Below are 16330 nucleotides of genomic sequence, written 5' to 3' on the forward strand. Positions count from 1 at the left end.
CTAGCGGTTGACGATGCGGGCCTTGGCCCGCAGTTCGGCGAGATATTTCTTGCTGAGCTCTTCGGCCTTTTCGTTGCCTTCCTTGCCGGCACCTTCGGCCTGGAAGACCATCTGCGCGACCTTGTCGTCGGAGACTTCACGGGCGCTGCATACGCCGATGAACTCGACGCCGCGCTCGGTCTCGCGAGCTGGCGTCACGCCGCCAGCCTTGAGCTTCTTGATGTCTTCGGCCCATTCGGGCGGCAGCTGCGGCGCGAGCACACGGCCGAGATCGCGCACGGTGACGTCGAGCAGGCCTTTGGAGAATTCACGCGTCTGTTCGCAGCCGTTGAAGCGGCCACGCATCGCGTCGGCCTCGCGCTTGCGCTTGGCGATCGAGCCGCGCTCGGATGCCGGCACCACGAAGATCACCTGCTGCAGCATATATTCGGTGGCCGAAGGCTTGGCGCCGCCCTGCTGCAGCATGCGACGCACGGCGTCCTGCTCGCTGGTTCCACCACCACCCGCTTCGGAGCGGAAGCGCGCACTGAGCGCCTGGTTCCAGCCGATCTGCGTGCGGATGTATTCCTTGAAGTGGGCCGCCGTCACACCGGCCTGAGCCAGAATCTGGTTCATCTGCTCGGGCTTGAGCTTGTTGGAGCCGGCAAAGCGGGCATAGGCGTCGTCGACCTGCTTGTCGGAGATGCGGATGCCGAGTCGCTTCATTTCCGCTTGGCGGAGCGTCTGGTCGATCATCTCCTCGCCAGCATTTCCCTTGCGCTTCTGCAGCTTGAGAAAGGCGGCGCGACGCTGGATGTCGTAGCTGGTGACCGGCACATCGTTGACGATGTACTTGATCTCGCTGGCGAAGGCCGGCGGCGCATAGACGGTCGTCGAAACAGACGTTGCCGCCACGAGCAGCGCGAAGCCTGCCGATAAGAAGTACTTTCGCATCGAAAAAGTCCCGTTCAAACCCCAGATCCGAGCCATGCCCGGATGCATATTGCCCCGTCATTGGCCGCGTTATACGGCAAAACGATGTCAGGCCGCCCCCGGCAGGTCTACGTTCGCCCCTAGAAGGTATCCTTCGCCGAGCCGAAATCGCCGAGCGTGCGGAACGAGATGTTGAAGCCCACGGTGCGTGAAACGTCGTTCGGCTTGGCGTGCTCGCGGCTCTCGACGTAGGTCATCATATAGGTGAAGCACTCGTCGTCATAGGCGAAGCCGACACCGTTCTTGACCATCAGGTCGCCCTGGATGTCGTAGGTGCCCGATCCAAACACGCGCCACTCGTCGTTGAAGCGTGCAGTGGCGCCCAACGTCACTTCGTGGCGGTCGTTGGCAAAACCGTAAAGAGGCTGCGACTCGATGAAGGCGTATTTCGCCGACACCGCGATCGGACGGGCGTCGAGGCCAGCCTTCAGCTCGGCGCGACGGACCGCGAACGTCTGTTCGTCGAAGCGACCGCTGGCCGATGCCGAGAAGCCGTTGGGGCTGGCGATGCCGACGAGCGCCACGTAATCCGAAGTGTCGCTCTCGAGACCGGAATAGGCGCCGGCATTGACCAGATCGGGTGCGGCAAACGAGTTTTCACCGGCGAGCTGGTAGGACTGGCCAACGATTGCATTGGTGGTCCAGCCATTGTTGAAGTTGCCGGTGTAGCGCAGGCCGAGATTGGCGCGCGTGCCGCCTTCCATACGGTCGTAGCCCGAGAACTTGTCACGCTCGAACAGCGACGTCGCATCGAAGACGAAACTCTGGGCATCCTCGTTGGGGATGCCGAGGCGCCCGATGTCGCCCTCGTTCGGACGCGCAAAGACCTGCGCCATCGGCTCGAGCACATGCGTCGAACTGGTCGACGAGAACAGCACTGGCCAGCGCAGCTCAAGACCCAGCGTCGCCATGTAGCGGAACAGCGACGAACGGACGTCCGCTGCAACGCCGAGGTCGCCGGCCATGTTGTTGATCGCGTCGACCGATGCATTGGAGGCGTTGAGATAGCTACCGTCGGCGCGGAACGCCATCAAAGGGGTGACCAGCAAACCGCCGTCTGTGATGATGGTGCGCTTCCACTCGGCCTCTGCTGTCAGCCGACCGGAGTTGCCCTCAAGCCCATGCACAGTGGGTGTCAAAGCCGGGTCGAATACGGTTGTGTCCAGTCCCGAGCGCTGGATGACGCGTGCGTTGACGTCGAACGACAGTTCACCGCCGGCGACAGGCATGTCGGGGATATAGGCATAGTCGAGCGACGGCAGCACCCAGGGCTGCTTGTCGGCGCGCGCCAGCGGATCGCTGTCGAGCGCGTCCTCCTGGACCTGGAAGCGCATGGCGCGCAGGTCAAAGTAGTTGCGGTCGCTTAGACCGGTCAAATAGACCTCGGAACGATGGGTGGAGTCGTTGAAGCCGTCGATCCCATAGGTGCGTGAGAAATTCTTGTCCGACTGGGCAAGAATATCCCAGCCGAAGGCCCAGCGCGGGTTGAGGTCGAAGTGCCCTTTGGTGCCGACCATGCCGCGCAGCTTGTTCGGATCGCCCGCTGGGCCCGAATCGACAGTGTTGGCGTCGAACCGGTCGGGATTTTGCTGGTTGATGCCCGCGATCTTCAGGCTGTATTCGCCGTTATTGAAGCGCTGGCGCCATTCGGCCTCGGCGAGGAAACCCTGGCGGGTGTAGCCGGTGCCTTTGACCGTGAGATCGTAGGTCGGCGAAAGCGCCAGATAGTAGGGGATGCCGAGGCTGTAGCCGAGCTTGTTGTTGTAGCCGACGCTCGGCATCAGGAAGCCGCTCTTGCGCTTGACCGTGGGGTCCGCGATTTCGAACGACGGCAAGAAGGCAATCGGGAAGCCGAAGAATTCGAAATTCGAATTCTCGAAGCGCACGGTCTTCTTCTGGCCGTTCCAGATGATTTTCTGTGCCTTGATACGCCAGATCGGCGCTTTGTCGGGCTTGTCCTCACAGGGTTCGCAAGCGGTGTAGACGCCGTTGTTGAACGTCGTCAGCACGCCGCCTTCGCGCTTGGCGCTTTCGGCTGCGAAATAGGTCTTGTCGACGGTTTCGAGACGCAGCGCGTTGACGAAGCCGTTGGCGAAGTCATCGGTGATGTCGATCTCTTGCGAGAAGATCTTGGTGCCGTCGGCATTCAGGATTTCGACGTTGCCGCTGGCGACCAGCCGCGAGGTCTTGCGGTCATAGGTGACGCGCTGGGCGACCAGGCGGTTGTCCGCATAGTCGATCTGCACGCCGCCGACGGCGGTGACCGTGTTGGCGTCGTTGTCATAGACGAGCGTGTCCGCCTCGAGCAGCATCTGCGAGCCTTCGGGCACGTCAGGCGCAAGGTCGGCGATCGTCTGGGCGGCAACCGGCGTGCTCGGCGGAACAGCGAACGCAAAAAGGCATGCGAGCGCAGTCGCAGCAAACAGGCGGGCCCTGATTTGGGCCGTCTTTTGGCTGGCCATTACGCCCCTCACCTAACCGTCCTCCCTGTAGAGCAGGAAAGTTACCCCGAAAAACATTGCTACGACGACTGGAAGCCAGGCCGCAATATAGGTCGGCACGAATCCAGCATTGCCGAATGCTTTGACCAGAACCGAAACGACATAAAGCAGAAAGCCAGCGACGACGCCACCCAGAATCATCGTTGCCGACTGCCCCATCCTCGCAAATCGCATCGACACTGTTGCAGCAATGAGTGTCATTGCCACCAGCAGGAAGGGCAGGGCGACGAGCGAGTGGAACTGCATGGCGAAGGCATTGGCGCGAAGGCCGAACGAACGAGCCACCTCGATCTTGGCGGGCAACTGGAAGAACGGGATCGTTTCCGGGCGCGCCAGCCGCTCCTGGACGAATTCCGGTTTGAGATTGGTAGGCACCCGGTCTGTCGGTTCAGCGACGAAATTCTCACCGCCCTTCATGCTCCGGACGTCCACCAACTCCCAGTAGCCGTCGCGCAGATAGGCACGCCGCGCATCCTTGCGGCCGACCATGTTGCCGTCATTGTCGAAAATGAAGAACACGGCGTCGGACAGTTCAAGGCCCTGGTTGAGAACCGCACGGGCGCCGATGATGACTTCCTCGTCCTTCGTCTTCTGACGCAGCCACGGCGCCGAGAAGGCCGAGACCGAATTGGACTGGCGCGAGCGCAGCTCCGATTCGAGGTTTTCCGAATGCGAGAAGCCGTAGGCTGCGATCGGGTTAAGGATGCCGACGGTGACGAGGCCGAAGAACAACGCGCCGGCGCAGCAAGGCAGCAGGAACTGCCAGGCCGAGATGCCGGCGGCGCGGGCTATCACCAGTTCGTAGCGCCGGTTGAGCGAGATCAGCGTCGCCATGGCGCCGAACAGCGCCACGAAAGGCACCGTCTGCTGCATGATCATCGGCACGCGCAACGCCGATACGGTGAGCGCGATGCTGAACTTGAAGCCCGGCAGGCCGCCGACATTGCTCGAGAATTCGGTGACGTCGATGATGAAGATCAGCGCGAAGATGCCGACGAAGAACCACGTCGTGATGACGACGTAGCGGAAGAAGAAATAACGGCCGAGTGTCCAGCCCATCACGCGGCTCCCTGGCCGGATGCGCCGCCGCCCCAGAGGCGAAGGCGCAAGGCTGTCATGGCGTCGCTGAAGCGCGCGAACCGCGACGCGATCCAGTCGGCGGTGGCGACGGGCAGTTCCATCGATTTGTTGTTGCGAATGAACCAGATCGCCAACAGCGAGGCGCCGATCGGCACGCCGTAGACGGCAAAGCCCAGCCACGGCACGGTTTCAGCCTTGCTGTCGGCGAAGAACCCAAGCCAGCGGAAGAACAGCGCGATGCCGATGGTGGTGATCAGCGGATGGATGCGGGCGTCGCGGTGCGAACGGGCGTCGCCCGCAACCGCGAGCGCGATCAGTGCGAATGTGATCGGGTATAGCCACTCGGTGAAGCGCCGATCGAGTTCCGCTTTGAAGGCGTCGGGATTGCGCTGGTAAACCTTGTCGTTGGCGGGCGGGTTCATAAGATAGAGCGTGCCGCGGTCTTTCGGCCGCATAGTTACTTCCTGTGCGGCGGAGCTGAATTCGCTGAGGTCGAAGGCGTAGGAATCGAAGCTGATGACCGAGACCTCACCGGCTGGTGCCTTGCGGTGGATGACGCCATTTTCCATGACGAGCATCTGCTTGTTGTCGCGCTTAATGAAGGCACCCGACTTGGCATAGTAGATCAGGTCGACATTCTTCTCGCGCGAATCGGCGACGAAGATACGGCCCAGGCCACCATCCGGCAGGCGCTCGCCGACCTGCACGAACAGGCCTTCGTCGACCTTGCGGAACGAGCCTTCCTGGATGATCAGCGACAGGAGATCGGCGCGTGACGTCGCGACAAGTTCGCGGTTGCGCTGGCGTGCCATCGGGTCTGCTACATTGTCGATGACGAAGGAGAACAGGCTGGCGCCGATGGCCAGGATGAGGATCGGCCGGATCACTGTCATGCGCGAGGCGCCGGCCGCATTGATCACCACCAGTTCGGAATCGCCGTTCATGGTGCTGAGCGTCTGCGCGACCGCGATGATGACGGCGAAAGGCACGACTATGGGGATGATGGTCGGCAAGATCAGCGCTGCTACCTCGAAGAAGGTCAACGCCGACTGGCCGCTGTCGGTGACGAGGTCGATGCGGCCCAGCACCTGGGTGGTCCAGACGATCGCCAAAGTCCAGGTCAGCGCCGCAATGAACACCGCGAACGCACGACGCAGGATGTAGCGCTCTACGACCTTCATTGGATGATCAGGATTCCGTGTTTCCGACTTGGCTGGTCGACACGATCGCGTCTGGCCAGTGTCTCTAAGCTATAGTCCCAGGCTTGCCGGCACAACCAGCGCCCCCAGGCCGGCATCGTTTCAACGCCATGTTTCCGCCGACCCGACTCTCGAACCTATTGGCTAAGAAAGGCCGAAGAGAGATGGTTAATGCAAGGTCGCCAGCGACATTTCGTCTTTACCTATAGTGAGCCTGGATGACGGGAGGTTTGCCAAAAAGTCGAAAACGACCAAATGTCGCGCACAATCTGAATGACATCCGAAAGCAGGGCATCATGACTTCCAAGCCGTCGATCAGTTTCGCCAAGGCAGGTGTGCCGAAAAAGGGCAGCGTGTTCGTCTTCTCCGCCGAAGATGGTGGCTTGAGCGATGCAGCGCGCACCTGCGATCCGGCCAAGACGCTTGATCGCGCCTTCCCGGTCGCCGATTTCACCGGCAAGTTCGGCGCCGTCGTCGAGGTGCTGGCGCCCGAGGGGACTGCCGTCGACAGGCTGGTTGCCGTCGGCGCCGGTAAGGCTGCGTCGCTCGACGAATATTCCTGGCTGAAGCTCGGCGGCACGGTTGCCGGCCAGTTGCGCAAGGCAACCGAGGTGGCCGTGATCCTCGATATCGCGGATGTCGCCGTCGATGGCGCCGCTGCCGCCGGTTTCGCCGCCGGCATCCTGCTCCGGACGTATAATTTCGACAAATACAAGACGAAGAAGGACAATGGCGACGGCAAGGCCGACGACAAGAAGCCTGCCAAGATCACCATCCATTGCGCCGATCCGGTAGCTGCCAAGAAGGCATTTGCCGATGCCGAGGCGGTGGTCGGCGGCGTGGTGCTCGCACGTGACCTGGTCAACGAGCCGGCCAACGTGCTCGGCCCGGTCGAGTTCGCCGCCCAGGCCAAGGAACTCGAAAAGCTTGGTGTCAAGGTCGAGATACTGACCGAGAAGGAAATGAAGAAGCTCGGCATGGGCGCGCTGCTCGGCGTTGCCCAGGGGTCGGTGCGTCCGCCGCGCCTCGCTGTGATGCAGTGGAACGGCGGCAAGGCCAAGGATAAGCCCGTCGCCTTCGTCGGCAAGGGCGTGGTCTTCGATTCGGGTGGCGTGTCGATCAAGCCTGCAGCCGGCATGGAGGACATGAAGGGCGACATGGGCGGTGCTGCCGCCGTCACCGGCCTGATGCATGCACTTGCCGCCCGCAAGGCCAAGGCCAATGTCGTTGGCATCATCGGCCTCGTCGAAAACATGGTCGACGGCAACGCCCAGCGTCCGGGCGACATCGTCACCTCGATGTCGGGGCAGACCATTGAGGTGCTGAACACCGACGCCGAAGGCCGTCTCGTGCTCGCCGATGCGCTCTGGTACTGCAACCAGCGCTTCGAGCCGAAGTTCATGGTCAATCTGGCGACGCTCACAGGTGCCATCATGGTGGCGCTCGGCCAGCAGCACGCCGGTTTGTTCTCCAACAATGACGAGCTGGCAACCCGGCTGACCGCCTCCGGTACCGCGACACAGGAAAAGCTGTGGCGCATGCCTCTGGGCTCGGATTACGACAAGCTGATCGATTCGAAGAATGCCGACATGAAGAACATCGGCGGTCGTTACGGCGGCTCGATCACGGCCGCGCAGTTCCTGCAGCGCTTCGTCAAGGAAACGCCCTGGGCGCATCTCGACATTGCCGGCACTGCCATGGGCTCGCCGACCAACGAGATCAACCAGTCCTGGGGCTCCGGCTATGGCGTGCGCCTGCTCGACAGGCTGGTGCGCGACCACTACGAAGCATAAGGCCTGACAGGCGGCAGCCATAGCCAAGTTCCAAGCGGCTGCCGCCCGAAGCTTCACCCGCGCTCTGAATTGGGGCATAGCATTGCCCTATGGCCGAAGTCCTTTTCTATCATTTGACCGAATCGACGCTCGAGGATGCCCTGCCGAGCCTGCTCGAGCGCAGCCTGCAGCGCGGCTGGAAAGCAGTGGTGCAGGTGGGCTCGGAAGAGCGGCGCGATGCGCTCGACGTGCATCTGTGGACCTTCCGCGAGGAGTCGTTTCTAGCCCATGGCAGCGACCGTGAGCCTCATGCGCCCGATCAGCCCGTCATCCTGACTGTTGGCGAGGGCAACCCGAACGCCGCCGAAATCCGCTTCATGGTCGATGGTGCTTCGCCGCCCGACCTCAGCCCCTATCAACGTGCCGTGTTCCTGTTCGACGGACACGACGCGCTACAGCTCGAAGACGCACGCCAGCACTGGAAGACGATGAAGGTCGCCGGCCACGCTGTGACCTATTGGCAGCAAACCGCCGACAAGCGATGGGAACGCAAGGCCTAAGGGGCACAACGAGCCTGGCGGGACGGATGCAGGCGACCTCGCAGGCCGAGGCGGCCACCAGACAAGATGCAGCGTGAAATAGTGGGCAAAGACAGCGCTCCACTTCCCGATGCGGGGCAAAAGCCGTAGTAGGGCTTATTCCCTGTCTTCGGTTGCGCTTCGCCGCGACCTCCAGAGCATCGAGCGCCATGCGGTCCCTGTTTCTACTCATCCTGCTTGCGGGCACTGGCCTCGGAATCATTTATCCTTGGGCAGCCACCAATTTCTCCGGCAACGAGATCGGGACCTACCGCGTCTATGATCGGGGCGGCAGCTTCCGTCCGGTGGACGTGGCCTTGGCAACGACCGATGCGCCGGTGCGTGTGCTGGTCGATCTGACCACATTGGCGCCGCCTGTCGTCCAGCCGGCGCGGGCGATCCTGTCGATGACGGCTTCGACAGGTGGGGAGACTGTGCTGGCCCAGGCGCTGAACTTCTATGACACGACCCCGCGCGAGCGCAGTCCGCAACTGCCCGATCCGGTGTTCCGCGACGATGCCGGCCTGATCCGCGAGGTGAAGGCGGGCAGCTATCGTTTCGTGGTGGCACAGGGCGATAATGACAACGTCCAGATTCAGCGCGTCGACCTTATCCTGCGCTCCGGCGCCGGCGAACCCGACCCCCGAGCGCAACCGACCGGTTTTTCGCTCATGGCTGTGGGCTTCATAGGTCTGGTGCTGTCTTTGCGCCGCAAGCGCAATCCGGAGAACCCGAGCTCGCAGCCCCCGGCGCCGCGCTGGGGCAGGGGAGCAGACAAGACATAGTTTTTTGCATTTTGCGGCGTTGCGAGTGGGGAGCGCATGTCCGAAAATGAGGAAGAGGACGACATCTCGGCAATCCTGAGGTTTCTGTCCGTCATCGCCATGGTCGTGGGGGTAGGGCGATTTACGCCTACCCTTGGGCGGTGAAGAATCTCAGTGGCCGCGAGATCGGCATCTACCGTATCTATGATGACGGCAAGTTCCCTGCCGCCGCTGCCATTTTGGCAGATACGGACGCGCCTGTTCGGGTGATGGTGGACGTGGTTGCGGTCGAGCCTATAGCTCAGAGATCTGTGCCATTGGTCATTTCTGTCGTTGCCTCGACACGCGGCGAAGTGGTGTTCAGCGAAACGCTGAAACTGCGGGACGTGGCAATCAGCGAGCGCAATCCCGAGACCATCGACCCGATGCATCGGAACATTGCCGGCTTGATCCGCACGGTGGAGCCGGGCATCTACAGTTTCGAGATCGGCCAGCCGGGCATAAGCGGAATTGGTGTCAGGAGCGTCGATGTCGTTTTGCGTGGCGGGGTGATGGAAGTTGACCAACGGGCCCATCTGCCGGGCTTCTTCCTGGTTGCCGCCGGCCTTGCCGGTGTCGCGGTTTCCATGGCGCGCGGACACGATCGGACGACAAGGACAAAGCCACCGGCGAAGCGCTGGGGCAGGAATGCGGACAAGACATGAATTATCGCCACGCCTATCATGCCGGGAACTTTGCTGACGTGGTCAAGCACGCGGTGCTGGCCCGGCTGGTCGAATACCTGAAGCGCAAGGACAAGGCGTTTCGCGTCATCGACACCCATGCCGGCATCGGCCTCTATGACCTTGGCTCCGAAGAAGCGCAGAAGACGGGTGAGTGGCACGACGGAATCGGCCGACTGGTCGAGACAAAGCTGCCCGCAGACGCCGTTGAACTGCTGGAACCTTATCTCGATGCTGTTAGGGCGCAGAACCCCGAGGGCGGCATTTCAAGCTATCCTGGTTCGCCTGTGATCGCCCGTCATCTGCTTCGCAAGCAGGACCGCCTCTCGGCAATCGAGCTGCATCCTGAGGATGCGCAAACGCTGGCTGCCCAGTTCGAGGGCGATTTCCAGACGAAGGTGATCGAACTCGACGGCTGGCTCGCACTCGGCGCGCATCTACCGCCGAAGGAAAAGCGTGGGCTGGTGCTGGTCGATCCGCCGTTCGAGAAGGAAGGCGAGTTCAACCGCCTTGTCGATGGTCTGGCCAGGGCCCACAAGCGTTGGCCTGGCGGCGTCTTCGCGCTGTGGTATCCGGTCAAGGATCGCAAGGCGGTTGCCGCCTTTCGCGAGGCACTGGCAGGTGCCGGCATTCCCAAGATCATGGACATCGAGTTTTACATCCGCCCACCTTCTCCGGAGCCGAGGCTTGATGGCACTGGCATGGTGGTGGTCAATCCGCCGTTCCAGCTTGAGGCCGAGTTGCGCACCATGCTGCCGGCGCTGGCCAAGGTGCTTGCCGAGCAGAAGGGGGCGCGATGGTCTGTCGAATGGCTGGCCGGCGAGGCTTCTTGACCGCGACGCGGCGACGCCGCAAACTGAGTTGCAGCAGCTTCGGAGTGGAAACCATGAGTCGCATCGCCAGCATCTTCCTTGCCGCAACGACCAGCCTTGGCGCCATCGCCCTTGGTGCGGGCTCCGCCCAGGCAGCCGACCTTTCCGGCAGCTATGCCGCCGATTCCGGTTTGTGCAGCAACGCGTCGGTGCTCAACCGCATCACCAGCCGCTTTGCTCACCAGGTTCGCCACGTGCCGAATCTGCCGCAGGTGGCCATCACCGATTTCCAGCGCATCCACGAGCATCGCTATGAAGCTGCCGACGAAAACCACCCTATCGGCCGCACCTATTGCGGCGCCAAGGTGACCCTGTCTGACGGACATGATCGCGACATCTGGTATCTGGTCGAAGAGGGCATGGGCTTTGCTTCGATCGGCAACAATGTCGAGTTCTGCGTGTCCGGCTTCGATCGCTGGAACGTCTATGACGGCCGCTGCCGCGTCCTGCGCTGAGGTTGGCCGGATTTCGTCATGATCCGCAGGATGCTCCAGGTCGCGCTCGTCGGCGCGGCCTTTTCCGCGCTTTGTGCCTGTGCTCCTGCCGAGCAGGAGAGGCCCGCGGCTGACAAGTCTGCTGGACCCGCGACGCAGCAGGCAGCCGCAGTTCCGCGCGGGCAGGGCTTCGATTTTTATGTGCTGTCGCTGTCGTGGTCGCCGAGCTACTGCGAAGCGGAGGGCGAGCAGGCCAACGGCCAGCAATGCCGCGCTGGCCGGCCCTATGCCTTCGTTGTGCATGGCCTGTGGCCGCAATTCGAGCGTGGCTATCCTTCGGACTGCCAGACCGGCAACAGCGATGTGTCAAGCGCCACGCTGCGCGGGCTCTACGACCTGATGCCATCAGCCGGCTTGATCCGCCACGAATGGCGCACGCACGGCACCTGTTCGGGGCTGAGCCAGGACGACTATTTCAAAGTGTTGCGGGCCGCTCGCGAAAAGATCGAGATTCCCGCCCAATTCCGCCGCCTGGACAACTACCAGACCTTGGCGCCTGGTCAGGCCGAGCGCGCCTTCCTTCAGTCGAATCCCAGCATGAGCGCAGAGGATATCGCGGTGACCTGTGACCGCCGCTATCTCCGCGACGTCCGAATCTGCATGACCAAGGATCTCGATTTCCGTGCCTGTCCTGAAGTCGATCGGCGTGCCTGCCGGCTCGACAAGGTGGTGATGCCGCCGGTGCGTGGCGGCTGATTCTTGCTGTTCGCGCGTTGCCCTTGCGGCACGCGCTGATATGGTCGCCCGCGAAAAGGGAGCCACCATGCCGCAACTGCTTTATTCTTCCGCTTCGCCCTACAGTGCCAAGGTTCGCATGGCGGCCGTCTATGCCGGGATTCCGGTGGAGCCGGTGACGGTCGAGACCGGCCCGCAGCCGGCGATGCTGACCGACGTCAACCCGCTCGGCAAGATTCCGGTTTGGGTGACGGACGACGGACAGGGCATCTACGACAGCCGCGTCATCACCCAATATCTGAACCGGATTTCGGGCAACAAGCTGTTCCCGCGCAACGCTGACAAGCGCCTGGACGCGGAGCGTCTGGAAGGCTTGGCCGACGGCATCTGCGACTGCCTGCTGGCGATGGTCTACGAGCGCCGCTCGCGCCCAGAGGAGATCGTCCATCAGCCCTGGATCGACAAGCAGTGGGCGAAGGTGGCACGCTCGCTCGACCTGCTCAACGCCAATCCGCCCAAGCTGCCCAAGGCGATCACGACCGGCCAGATCGCGCTGCGCGCGGCGATTGGCTACATGGAACTGCGTTTCGCTGGAAAGTGGGAGAAGGGGCGTCCGCGCCTAAAGCGCTGGGCCGCGCGTTTCGACGAAAAATTCCCCGAGTTGAAGGCCGTCATCCCGCAGGGATGATCTGGCATCGCAGCTGGGCGCCCCCTCGGCCGGCAGGAAAACAAAAAAGCCGGGCACAAGGCCCGGCTTTTCCGTTGGTCCGATCGGGAGGATCAGAACTTCATGCCGACGCCGAACTGGATGCGGTGATCCTTGAGCGAGACGTCGTGGTTGGTGCCACCGAGGTTGTAGCTGTCGGTGCCGAGATCGGTGTAGCGATACTCGACGCGGCCGAAGACCGACTCGGTCAGCTTGACGTCGGTGCCGACGCCGGCGGTCCAGCCAAGGGCGGTGTTCGAGTCGCTGCCGGTTGCATCCGACACCTTCACGCGCTGGCCAGCACCACCGGCCGTGCCGTAGAGCAGGATATCAGGCGTAACGGCATAGCCAAGACGGGCGCGCAGCGAGCCTTCGACGCCCGACTTCACTTCCGTGCCGGAGTTGTCGCCCTTGATGCCGCTGTAGCCGATGTCGCCTTCAGCGCCGATGACGATGTTGTCCATCTGGTAGTTGTAGCCGACGAACGCACCGCCAAGGAAACCCTTGGTGTCGATCTTGTTGTCGAACGTCTTGTCGTTGGCCGTGCCCGAGAAGCCGTAGCCGACGGTCACACCAGCATAGGGACCAGCCCAGCTGGCGACCGGGGCAACTTCCATCGGAGCTGCGGGGGCCGGCGGCTCTTCCATGACGACGTCGGCTGCGAAAGCCGGCATAGCCGCCAGAGCGACGAGGCCGAACGCTGCCGCGAGCGGACGAGCGTGCTTGAGAATGGCAGTCATTTTTTACTCCTTAAGCCAACTAGACACTGGCTTTCTTTCAAAATGGCGCCCTTGAAACCCGTCCGGGGGGATAAACGGTCCAGGCGCCGAACAGTTCCGAATGTCGTGTCGAAATGCGGCTGAACCGAACCTGAAGTTGGGTGATTGCCGGGCTGAAATGAGGCTGAAGCATGACGTTGCGCTAATGCAACATCGCCTGTCGGCTGCCTTGTCGGCGAATTGCCGCAAGCCGCTTGGTGCAAGGAGTTGGGCGTTCTATATCTCGTCTGCCGATATGGTTCGCGGGACGATTGGAAGGCGCCGCCGAAGGGCTTCGTCACATTGTCGCCAGATCGATGAACGGCTTTTTACTGATGTTACCGAAGGGTAACCAAACTCGACTGCGTGCGGCTGTCGGGCAAACAGCAAGGGATGATCAGATGGCGGCCATGGAAGGCAATGTGCTGGTGACCGGAGGTGCCAAGCGGATCGGACGCGCGATCGCCGAGGATCTGGCGGCTCATGGCTTCGGCGTCGCCATCCATTGCAACCACGGGCGCGCCGCTGCCGACGATCTGGCTGCTTCCATCAATGCCAATGGTGGGCGCGCGGCGGTGGTGCAGGCCGACCTTGCCGACATGAAAGCGGTCGACAGCTTGCTCGCCGCTGCCGAGGCAGCGCTCGGGCCGATCACGCTTCTGGTCAACAATGCCTCGGTGTTCGAGAGCGACTCGGTGACGGACTTCGACTGGGAGGCATGGGACCGGCATTTTGCCCTGCATGTGAAGGCACCTGCGCTTTTGGCAAAGAATTTCGCGGCTGCCTTGCCTGACGGCGCAGAGGGCCTGATCGTCAACATGATTGACCAGCGCGTGCTCAAGCCGACGCCGCTCTATTTTTCCTATTCGCTGTCGAAGGCCGCACTCTGGGCGGCGACGCGCACCATGGCCCAGGCGCTGGCGCCGCGTATCCGCGTCAACGCCATCGGACCGGGGCCGACGCTGCCCAGCGCGCGCCAGGACGCTGCAGCCTTTGCCGCCCAGCTCGACGGGCTGATCCTCAAGCACGGCCCGGAGCTTGGCGAATTTGGCGCGACCGTTCGCTATCTGTGGCAGGTAAGGTCAGTAACTGGCCAGATGATCGCGCTCGACGGCGGCCAGCATCTTGCATGGCAGACGCCCGACGTGACAGGCATGGTGGAATGAGTCCACGCGAATCCGATACCGGCTCTGGCCCCCGCAAGGGCGGCAAGGCGGCCGAAGACATGCCCGACATCGAACTCGACGACGACGAGTCGGTAGAGGACGAACTTGCGCCGGCGGCCTCTGGTCCGGACCTGCCGTTCACCGCCATCGACTGGACCGCGCATGCCGGCGACGCCGACGGTCTGGTCGGTGCCGAAGTCATCCAGACCATGGTCAAGCGCCTGCCCAACGCGCCCGGCGTCTATCGCATGATGAACGCGGCCGGCGACGTGCTTTATGTCGGCAAGGCGCGCAGCCTGAAGAAGCGTGTGACCAATTACGCGCAGGGGCGCTTCCACACCAACCGCATCGGCAAGATGGTGCGCGAGACGGCGACGATGGAGTTCGTCGTCACCCGCACCGAGATCGAGGCGTTGCTGCTCGAAGCAAACCTCATCAAGCGCCTGAGGCCGCGCTTCAACGTTTTGATGCGGGATGACAAGTCGTTCCCCTACATCATGCTGACCAGCGATCATACGGCACCCGGCATCTACAAGCACCGCGGCGCGCGTTCGCGAAAGGGCGGCGACTATTTCGGTCCGTTTGCATCGGCGCAGGCAGTTGGCCGCACCATCAACTCGCTGCAGCGCGCCTTCCTGCTGCGCAGCTGCACCGACAGCTTCTTCGACAACCGCACCCGGCCGTGCCTGCTGTTCCAGATCAAGCGCTGCGCCGGGCCCTGCACTGGCGAGATCTCGCGCGAAGGCTACGACGAGCTGGTGCAGGAGGCGAAGGACTTTCTCTCCGGCCGCAGCCAGAAGGTGAAGACCGAAATCTCCGGCCAGATGCAGCAGGCGGCGGAGGATCTCGATTTCGAGCGCGCCGCCGTCTATCGCGACCGCCTCGCAGCACTGTCGCATGTGCAGAGCCACCAGGGCATCAATCCGCAGACGATCGACGAGGCCGACGTCTTTGCCATCCATCAGGAGGGCGGGCAGACCGGTATCCAGGTGTTCTTCTTCCGCACCGGCCAGAACTGGGGCAACCGCGCCTATTTCCCGAAGGCAGATTCGTCGCTCGAAGCCGCCGAGGTGCTGGGCTCGTTCCTCGCGCAGTTCTACGACGACAAGCCGTCACCGCGCTCGATATTGCTGTCACATGCTGTCGAAGAACAGGAACTGCTGGCTGAAGCGCTGTCGACCCGCGCCGGCTACAAGGTCACGCTTTCTGTGCCTCAGCGCGGCGAGAAGAAGGACATCGTCGACCATGCCGCGCAGAACGCCCGCGAGGCATTGGGCCGCCGGTTGGCGGAAACATCGACCCAGGCTCGCCTGCTGGAAGGTTTTGCCCAGACCTTTGCCCTCGAAAAGCCGCCCGTTCGCATCGAGGTCTACGACAACTCGCATATCATGGGCACCAATGCCGTTGGCGGCATGATCGTCGCCGGCCCGGAAGGCTTCGTCAAAAACCAGTACCGCAAGTTCAACATCCGCTCGACCGACATCACGCCTGGCGACGATTTCGGCATGATGCGTGAGGTCATGACCCGCCGTTTCTCACGCCTGCTCAAGGAGCATGGCGGCGAGCAGCCCGAGGAGGCCGAAAGCGTCGAGGATGCCGGTGCGTTTCCGGCCTGGCCTGACGTCATCCTCATCGACGGCGGGCAGGGGCAGATGACGGCCGTGCGCGCCATGCTGGCCGAGCTTGGCATCGAGGACCGGGTGGTGGCGATCGGCGTCGCCAAGGGCCAGGACCGAGAGGCGGGGCGCGAGCGCTTCTTCGTCAGGGGCAAGGATTCGTTCTCGCTGCCGGTGCGCGATCCCGTGCTCTATTTTGTCCAGCGCCTGCGCGATGAGGCCCATCGTTTCGCCATCGGTTCGCACCGGGCGCGGCGCAAGAAGGAGATGGTCAAGAACCCGCTTGACGAGATCGCCGGCATCGGTCCGTCACGCAAGCGCGCGCTGCTTCTGGCATTCGGCACCGCCAAGGCGGTGAGCCGTGCTGCCGTCGACGACCTGATGGCGGTGGAAGGCATCTCTGAATCGACTGCCCGCCTTGTTTACAACCATTTTCACGATAATGGGTGATGGAT

15 protein-coding genes are annotated in these 16330 nt (G+C 62.6%); 10 read left to right on the plus strand and 5 right to left on the minus strand.

The window, feature by feature from the left end:
- The 4 genes from B015_RS0107775 to lptF all read right to left on the minus strand — a co-directional run bounded on the left by B015_RS0107775 (nt 1) and on the right by lptF (nt 5734).
- Nucleotides 1-933, minus strand: a complete 933-nt coding sequence (locus B015_RS0107775; RefSeq protein ID WP_018427118.1) for a peptidylprolyl isomerase — start codon at nt 931-933, stop codon at nt 1-3.
- A 119-nt stretch (nt 934-1052) separates the two neighbouring features.
- Nucleotides 1053-3434 (minus strand): LPS-assembly protein LptD, encoded by a 2382-nt coding sequence (locus B015_RS0107780; RefSeq protein ID WP_018427119.1) that lies wholly within the window; start codon nt 3432-3434, stop codon nt 1053-1055.
- 12 nt (nt 3435-3446) lie between these two features.
- Nucleotides 3447-4535 carry an LPS export ABC transporter permease LptG gene (gene lptG, locus B015_RS0107785; protein ID WP_026227011.1) on the minus strand — a complete coding sequence of 363 codons (1089 nt, stop codon included), beginning with the start codon at nt 4533-4535 and terminating at the stop codon, nt 3447-3449.
- Nucleotides 4532-5734: an LPS export ABC transporter permease LptF gene (lptF, locus tag B015_RS0107790; protein WP_018427121.1), complete on the minus strand. Its 1203-nt coding sequence runs from the start codon at nt 5732-5734 to the stop codon at nt 4532-4534. Before lptF ends, lptG begins: the two co-directional genes overlap by 4 nt.
- A gap of 314 nt (nt 5735-6048) precedes the next feature.
- On the opposite strand from lptF, the gene B015_RS0107795 reads away from it, so the two are divergent.
- From B015_RS0107795 to B015_RS0107830, 8 genes are all read left to right on the plus strand, one after another.
- Nucleotides 6049-7545: a leucyl aminopeptidase gene (locus B015_RS0107795; RefSeq protein ID WP_018427122.1), complete on the plus strand. Its 1497-nt coding sequence runs from the start codon at nt 6049-6051 to the stop codon at nt 7543-7545.
- Between the two features lie 89 nt (nt 7546-7634).
- Nucleotides 7635-8084: a DNA polymerase III subunit chi gene (locus tag B015_RS0107800; RefSeq protein ID WP_018427123.1), complete on the plus strand. Its 450-nt coding sequence runs from the start codon at nt 7635-7637 to the stop codon at nt 8082-8084.
- Between the two features lie 188 nt (nt 8085-8272).
- Nucleotides 8273-8887, plus strand: coding sequence for a hypothetical protein (locus B015_RS0107805; RefSeq protein WP_018427124.1), 615 nt, complete (start codon nt 8273-8275; stop codon nt 8885-8887).
- 140 nt (nt 8888-9027) lie between these two features.
- The gene (locus B015_RS30595; RefSeq protein ID WP_018427126.1) at nt 9028-9570 is read left to right on the plus strand and encodes a hypothetical protein; all 543 of its coding nucleotides are present in this window, start codon (nt 9028-9030) and stop codon (nt 9568-9570) included.
- Nucleotides 9567-10421 carry a 23S rRNA (adenine(2030)-N(6))-methyltransferase RlmJ gene (locus B015_RS0107815; protein ID WP_018427127.1) on the plus strand — a complete coding sequence of 285 codons (855 nt, stop codon included), beginning with the start codon at nt 9567-9569 and terminating at the stop codon, nt 10419-10421. Before B015_RS30595 ends, B015_RS0107815 begins: the two co-directional genes overlap by 4 nt.
- Nucleotides 10422-10474: 53 nt before the next feature.
- Nucleotides 10475-10915 carry a hypothetical protein gene (locus B015_RS0107820; RefSeq protein ID WP_018427128.1) on the plus strand — a complete coding sequence of 147 codons (441 nt, stop codon included), beginning with the start codon at nt 10475-10477 and terminating at the stop codon, nt 10913-10915.
- 18 nt (nt 10916-10933) lie between these two features.
- On the plus strand, nt 10934-11650 hold the full coding sequence (locus B015_RS0107825; RefSeq protein WP_018427129.1) for a hypothetical protein: 717 nt from the start codon (nt 10934-10936) through the stop codon (nt 11648-11650).
- Nucleotides 11651-11717: 67 nt separating this feature from the next.
- Nucleotides 11718-12317 carry a glutathione S-transferase family protein gene (locus B015_RS0107830; protein WP_026227012.1) on the plus strand — a complete coding sequence of 200 codons (600 nt, stop codon included), beginning with the start codon at nt 11718-11720 and terminating at the stop codon, nt 12315-12317.
- A 92-nt stretch (nt 12318-12409) separates the two neighbouring features.
- Here B015_RS0107830 and B015_RS0107835 read toward each other — a convergent pair whose 3' ends face one another.
- Nucleotides 12410-13075 (minus strand): outer membrane protein, encoded by a 666-nt coding sequence (locus tag B015_RS0107835; protein ID WP_018427131.1) that lies wholly within the window; start codon nt 13073-13075, stop codon nt 12410-12412.
- Between the two features lie 419 nt (nt 13076-13494).
- Here B015_RS0107835 and B015_RS0107840 point away from each other — a divergent pair, with 419 nt between their 5' ends.
- Both B015_RS0107840 and uvrC read left to right on the plus strand, forming a co-directional pair.
- Nucleotides 13495-14259 carry an SDR family oxidoreductase gene (locus B015_RS0107840; protein WP_018427132.1) on the plus strand — a complete coding sequence of 255 codons (765 nt, stop codon included), beginning with the start codon at nt 13495-13497 and terminating at the stop codon, nt 14257-14259.
- Nucleotides 14256-16325: an excinuclease ABC subunit UvrC gene (gene uvrC, locus B015_RS0107845; RefSeq protein ID WP_018427133.1), complete on the plus strand. Its 2070-nt coding sequence runs from the start codon at nt 14256-14258 to the stop codon at nt 16323-16325. The genes B015_RS0107840 and uvrC overlap by 4 nt, the downstream gene beginning before the upstream one ends.
- Nucleotides 16326-16330 lie beyond the last annotated feature (5 nt).

This window comes from Hoeflea sp. 108 (assembly GCF_000372965.1).
Classification (GTDB): Bacteria; Pseudomonadota; Alphaproteobacteria; order Rhizobiales; family Rhizobiaceae; genus Aminobacter.

Coding starts and splice junctions, on each gene's coding strand:
- B015_RS0107795 (WP_018427122.1), top strand. CDS start 6,049: ATGACTTCCAAGCCGTCGATCAGTTTCGCCAAGGCAGGTGTGCCGAAA.
- B015_RS0107820 (WP_018427128.1), top strand. CDS start 10,475: ATGAGTCGCATCGCCAGCATCTTCCTTGCCGCAACGACCAGCCTTGGC.
- B015_RS0107840 (WP_018427132.1), top strand. CDS start 13,495: ATGGCGGCCATGGAAGGCAATGTGCTGGTGACCGGAGGTGCCAAGCGG.
- B015_RS0107780 (WP_018427119.1), bottom strand. CDS start 3,434: ATGGCCAGCCAAAAGACGGCCCAAATCAGGGCCCGCCTGTTTGCTGCG.
- B015_RS0107775 (WP_018427118.1), bottom strand. CDS start 933: ATGCGAAAGTACTTCTTATCGGCAGGCTTCGCGCTGCTCGTGGCGGCA.
- lptF (WP_018427121.1), bottom strand. CDS start 5,734: ATGAAGGTCGTAGAGCGCTACATCCTGCGTCGTGCGTTCGCGGTGTTC.
- B015_RS0107835 (WP_018427131.1), bottom strand. CDS start 13,075: ATGACTGCCATTCTCAAGCACGCTCGTCCGCTCGCGGCAGCGTTCGGC.
- B015_RS0107815 (WP_018427127.1), top strand. CDS start 9,567: ATGAATTATCGCCACGCCTATCATGCCGGGAACTTTGCTGACGTGGTC.
- uvrC (WP_018427133.1), top strand. CDS start 14,256: ATGAGTCCACGCGAATCCGATACCGGCTCTGGCCCCCGCAAGGGCGGC.
- B015_RS0107800 (WP_018427123.1), top strand. CDS start 7,635: ATGGCCGAAGTCCTTTTCTATCATTTGACCGAATCGACGCTCGAGGAT.
- B015_RS0107805 (WP_018427124.1), top strand. CDS start 8,273: ATGCGGTCCCTGTTTCTACTCATCCTGCTTGCGGGCACTGGCCTCGGA.
- B015_RS0107830 (WP_026227012.1), top strand. CDS start 11,718: ATGCCGCAACTGCTTTATTCTTCCGCTTCGCCCTACAGTGCCAAGGTT.
- B015_RS0107825 (WP_018427129.1), top strand. CDS start 10,934: ATGATCCGCAGGATGCTCCAGGTCGCGCTCGTCGGCGCGGCCTTTTCC.